4 protein-coding genes and 3 tRNA genes are annotated in these 4789 nt (G+C 69.8%); all 7 read right to left on the bottom strand.

Features of this window, described 5'->3' with window-relative positions:
- Positions 1-80: 80 nt before the first annotated feature.
- Positions 81-156 (bottom strand) — tRNA-Glu (locus HTZ82_RS17445).
- 30 nt (positions 157-186) lie between these two features.
- Positions 187-259 (bottom strand) — tRNA-Glu (locus HTZ82_RS17440).
- A 21-nt stretch (positions 260-280) separates the two neighbouring features.
- Positions 281-352: transfer RNA gene (locus tag HTZ82_RS17435), tRNA-Gln, on the bottom strand.
- A gap of 89 nt (positions 353-441) precedes the next feature.
- On the bottom strand, positions 442-1176 hold the full coding sequence (locus HTZ82_RS17430; RefSeq protein ID WP_175410320.1) for an HAD family hydrolase: 735 nt from the start codon (positions 1174-1176) through the stop codon (positions 442-444).
- Between the two features lie 339 nt (positions 1177-1515).
- On the bottom strand, positions 1516-3000 hold the full coding sequence (gene gltX / locus HTZ82_RS17425; protein ID WP_175410319.1) for a glutamate--tRNA ligase: 1485 nt from the start codon (positions 2998-3000) through the stop codon (positions 1516-1518).
- Positions 2993-3769, bottom strand: a complete 777-nt coding sequence (locus HTZ82_RS17420) for a fumarylacetoacetate hydrolase family protein (RefSeq protein ID WP_175410318.1) — start codon at positions 3767-3769, stop codon at positions 2993-2995. Before HTZ82_RS17420 ends, gltX begins: the two co-directional genes overlap by 8 nt.
- A gap of 156 nt (positions 3770-3925) precedes the next feature.
- The gene (locus tag HTZ82_RS17415) at positions 3926-4108 is read right to left on the bottom strand and encodes a hypothetical protein (protein WP_175410317.1); all 183 of its coding nucleotides are present in this window, start codon (positions 4106-4108) and stop codon (positions 3926-3928) included.
- Positions 4109-4789: the final 681 nt, after the last annotated feature.

Raw genomic sequence — 4789 nt, 5'->3', positions numbered from 1 at the left:
TGGACTCGAACCAAGACTAACTGAACCAGAATCAGTCGTGCTGCCAATTACACCATAGGCCACTGGTGGTTTAGACCAGTTGGTACCCCCGACCGGATTCGAACCGGCGCTACCGCCTTGAGAGGGCGGCGTGCTAGGCCGCTACACAACGGGGGCCCTAGCGATCAGTCCCACAGGACTGATCCGTACCCCCGACCGGATTCGAACCGGCGCTACTGCCTTGAGAGGGCAGCGTGCTAGGCCGCTACACAACGGGGGCTTTGCAGATGAGCTCTGCGAGCTGGCCTACCTGGACTCGAACCAAGACTAACTGAACCAGAATCAGTCGTGCTGCCAATTACACCATAGGCCACCGGAACGCAACCCCCGAGGGAGATCTTGTTCGGCTTGCGCTTCGGGTTTCCGGCCTTCCGGCCCGCTCCCCTCGGCGCAGGAAGAACATTACCCGAAGGTGGACGGCGCTCCAAAACGGGTATCCGCGCGGGGCAAGGTGCGGAGCAGGGCGGGGAGCTGGTCGAGCCCGGTGATCCGGTTCAGCTCGGGGCGCCCGCCGCGCCCGTGGCGGTCAAGCCAGATCCCGAGGAGGCCGGCGTCGGCGGCGCCCCGGGCGTCGGTGTCCGGCTGGTCACCGACGTACGCGACCTCGTGCGGGGCCAGGCCGAGGGTGTCGCAGGCGGTGTGGAAGGCGGCGGCCTCGGGCTTGGACACCCCGATGTCGGCGGCGCAGACGACGGCCTCGAAGCGGTCCCGTACGCCCAGGAGGCGGAGCTTGCGGTCCTGGTTGTGGAGGGACGAGTTCGACAGGACGCCGTGGCGGTAGTCGGCGGCGAGGAGGTCCAGGGCCGGGACGGTGTCCGGGAACAGCGCCCAGGCGGCCTCGTAGTGCGCGAGGTAGCGGGCGAACCAGGCGTCGGCCTCGGCGTCCTCCAGCGGGGCGTCGCCGAGGAAGGTGCGGACGCGGTCGCGGCGCTGCTCCTCCCAGGACGTCTCTCCCGCGGAGAACCGCGCCCAGTGCAGTTCGGTGGCCTGCTGCCACCGCCGCAGGGCGTACTCGGTGGTGCCGAACGCCCCGGTCAGCCCCTCGTCACGCAGGTGGCGGCGCATGCCGGCGCGGTCGGCGGCGGCGTAGTCGAAGATCGTGTCATCGATGTCCCAGAGGACGGCGCGGATGGCCATGACCGCGACGGTACCGCCGTCCTTGCCCCCGGCTGGGGGTTCGGGGGTCATCCCCCGAAGAATGCAGTGTCGATGTCCCAGAGGACGGCGCGGATGGCCATGACCGCGACGGTACCGCCGGAAGGTCCCCCACCCCGCCCCTTCCCGAAACTGGGGGCTTCGCCCCCAGACCCCCGTTCGCGCCGTGGGGGGCACGCCCTCAGGCGCCGGACGGGCTGCTTCGCCAGGACGGGCTGCTTCGCCAGATGCGGGGACGGGAGCAGGGGGAGCCTCCCGCTGGTAACGCCCCCGGGGCCGGCGCCGCGGCGGGCGCCGGCCCCGGGGGCGTACGAGACGGGCTTACGCCGTCAGCTTGGCCAGGGCGGTGTCGATGCGGGACAGGGTCTTCTCCTTGCCCAGGATCTCCAGGGACTCGAAGAGCGGGAGGCCCACCGTGCGGCCCGTGACGGCCACGCGGACCGGGGCCTGGGCCTTGCCGAGCTTCAGGCCGTGCTCCTCGCCCGCCTTCAGGACGGCGTCCTTCAGGGACTCCGGGCTCGTCCAGTCCGCGGCCTCCAGCTTGGCGCGGGCCGTGGTGAGCAGCGCCGCCGGGTCGCCCTTCATGGCCTTCTGCCAGGACGCCTCGTCCTCGACCGGGGCCGGGAGGAAGAGGAAATCGACGTTGGCCGTGATGTCGGAGAGGACCGTGAGGCGGGTCTGGGCGTGCGGGGCGATGCGCTCCCAGGCCTCGCGGTCGAAGTCCTCCGGGGCCCACGGCGCGTGCGGGGCCCGGAGCCAGGGCTCGCAGGCCGCGGCGAACGTCTTCTCGTCCAGCATGCGGATGTGGTCCGCGTTGATCGACTCGGCCTTCTTCAGGTCGAACCGCGCCGGGTTCGCGTTGACGTCCGCGACGTCGAACTTCTCGATCATCTCGGGGATCGTGAAGACGTCCTGGTCCGCGGAGAACGACCAGCCCAGGAGGGACAGGTAGTTCAGCAGGCCCTCGGGGAGGAAGCCGCGCTCGCGGTAGAGGTTCAGGGACGACTGCGGGTCGCGCTTGGAGAGCTTCTTGTTGCCCTCGCCCATGACGTACGGGAGGTGGCCGAACTGGGGGATCGACTTGGCGATGCCCAGCTCGATCAGCGCCTTGTACAGGGCGATCTGGCGGGGGGTGGAGGACAGCAGGTCCTCGCCGCGCAGGACGTGCGTGATCTCCATGAGCGCGTCGTCCACCGGGTTGACCAGGGTGTACAGCGGCGCGCCGTTGGCGCGGACGATGCCGTAGTCCGGGACGTTGTCCGGGGTGAAGGTCAGCTCGCCGCGGACCAGGTCGCGGAAGGTGATCGGCTCGTCCGGCATACGGAAGCGGACGATCGCGGAGCGGCCCTCCGCCTCGTACGCGGCGGTCTGCTCGGCGGTGAGGTCGCGGCAGTGGCCGTCGTAGCCGGAGGGCTTGCCGGCGGCGCGGGCGGCCTCGCGGCGCAGGTCGAGCTCCTCGGTGGTGCAGTAGCAGTGGTAGGCGTAGCCGCCCTTGAGGAGCTTGTCGGCGACGTCGCGGTAGATCTCCATGCGCTGCGACTGGCGGTACGGCGCGTGGGGGCCGCCGACCTCGGGGCCCTCGTCCCAGTCGAGGCCGAGCCAGCGGAGGGAGTCGAGCAGCTGCTGGTACGACTCCTCCGAGTCGCGGGCCGCGTCGGTGTCCTCGATCCGGAAGACCATGGTGCCGCCGTTGTGCCGGGCGAAGGCCCAGTTGAACAGGGCGGTGCGGACCAGGCCCACGTGCGGGTTGCCCGTCGGGGACGGGCAGAAGCGTACGCGGACGGAGGGGTCGGGGGTGTTAACCACGCTTGATCACCTTGTTGGTGAGAGTGCCGATGCCTTCGATGGTGACGGCGACCTCGTCGCCGACGGTGAGGGGGCCGACCCCGGCGGGGGTGCCGGTGAGGATGACGTCGCCCGGGAGCAGCGTCATGGCCTCGGTGATGTGGACGACCAGGTCCTCGATGGAGCGGATCATGTCGCTCGTACGACCCAGCTGGCGCTGTGCGCCGTTGACCGTGCACTGGAGGGTGAGGTCGCTCGGGTCGAGGTCGGTCTCGACCCAGGGGCCGAGCGGGCAGGAGGTGTCGAAGCCCTTGGCGCGGGCCCACTGCTTCTCGCGCTTCTGGGCGTCCCGCGCGGTGACGTCGTTGGCGCAGGTGTAGCCGAAGATCACGTCCTTGACGCGGTCACGCGGGACTTCGCGGCACATGCGGCCGATGACGACGGCGAGCTCGGCCTCGTGGTGCAGCTCCTCGGAGAAGGAGGGGTACTCGATGGCGTCGCCGGGGCCGATCACCGAGGTGGTGGGCTTGAAGAAGGCGACGGGCACGTCCGGGACCTCGTTGCCGAGCTCCGCCGCGTGTTCCGCGTAGTTGCGGCCGATGGCCACGACCTTGTTGGGGAGCACGGGCGGCAGGAGGCGGACCTTGCTCAGGGGGACCTTGGTGCCGCTGAGTTCGAAGTCCGTGTACGGGATGCCCTTGATGATGTCGAGGACGAGGCTGTCGGGGGCTTCACCCTCGACTGCGCCGAAGGCGACATTGCCGTCGATGGAGAACCTGGCGATGCGCACGGATGCCTGTGCCCCCTACTTTCGCTGACTGGAGTTCTGACGCTCCAGGCTAACGCGGGAGGGGCGGGCGACCTGCCGGATCACCGGCCGGGTGCCGTGGGAACGTTCCGTGGGAACGGGGTGCGCGCCCCCGGGTGCGGGGGCGCGCACGGCCGCTCACTGCCCGGCGGGGACCGGGGCGTCCATGAGGGTGGTGCGGCGCGGGTTGGCCGTGGCGGTGGGCAGGGCGACCGAGTGCTCCGGCTGCGCTCCCCGGTCCAGGGCGGCGGCGTCCGCCAGGTGGGCGAGGGTGATGCGACGGGGGTTGGCGATGCGCTGGATCGTCATGGTCGTCTTCATGGGTGCGTGCAGACCTCGGAGGTTGGGGCGCCCCGCGGCGCCGATTTGACGGATGGCCCATCCCTGTAAAGCGTCAGGCTAAACATCGACTTCCCCGCCATTACCGCGAACAGCTCGCTCGTGGCGTGTGAGTTTCCTCACCAACGCAGGGGCAAGTCGGGCATTCCAGGCGACCCGTCGGGATGGTGAAAACGGACATCACCCCACTGAATGCTCTATTCCGCCGCTGATCATGTCGACTGGGACACCCTCCACGCGTAAGCGACTCGTTGACGAAAGTCCGATTCCTCCCTGATCGGCTTCTACGGGAGGTGACGCATCGCTCACGGCACGTGACGCCGTCCACAGGCCCGACCGCCGCCCTTGTTGGAGATCCGGCACTGTGCTGGAATTCCACGCACCGCCGCGGATGGAGACCGGCGAGCTGGGGCGCAAGGCAGCGCCGAGCGGCGGTGGGGAAGGGGGGATTCCGCGCCGGTCACCGACGACCACCGATGGGGCGCACTCACGCCCCCACGACGCCGACACCGTCCTGTCCGTTCGCGGAGGGACGCCTGGTCCAGAGGTTGCGACGCTAGTGCAGGGACGTTTCAAGAGGGATGGCAGCGCTGCGGCGGAACAAGAGCCGCGCGGCGGGAACGACCGCGGCACTTCGCCCCAGCACACCCCGTACCCGGGACC

Source organism: Streptomyces sp. TRM64462 (assembly GCF_013362995.1).
Taxonomy (GTDB): domain Bacteria; phylum Actinomycetota; class Actinomycetes; order Streptomycetales; family Streptomycetaceae; genus Streptomyces.
The sequence above is the reverse complement of the archived record's forward strand: the minus strand, read 5'-3'. Positions and strand labels throughout refer to the sequence as shown.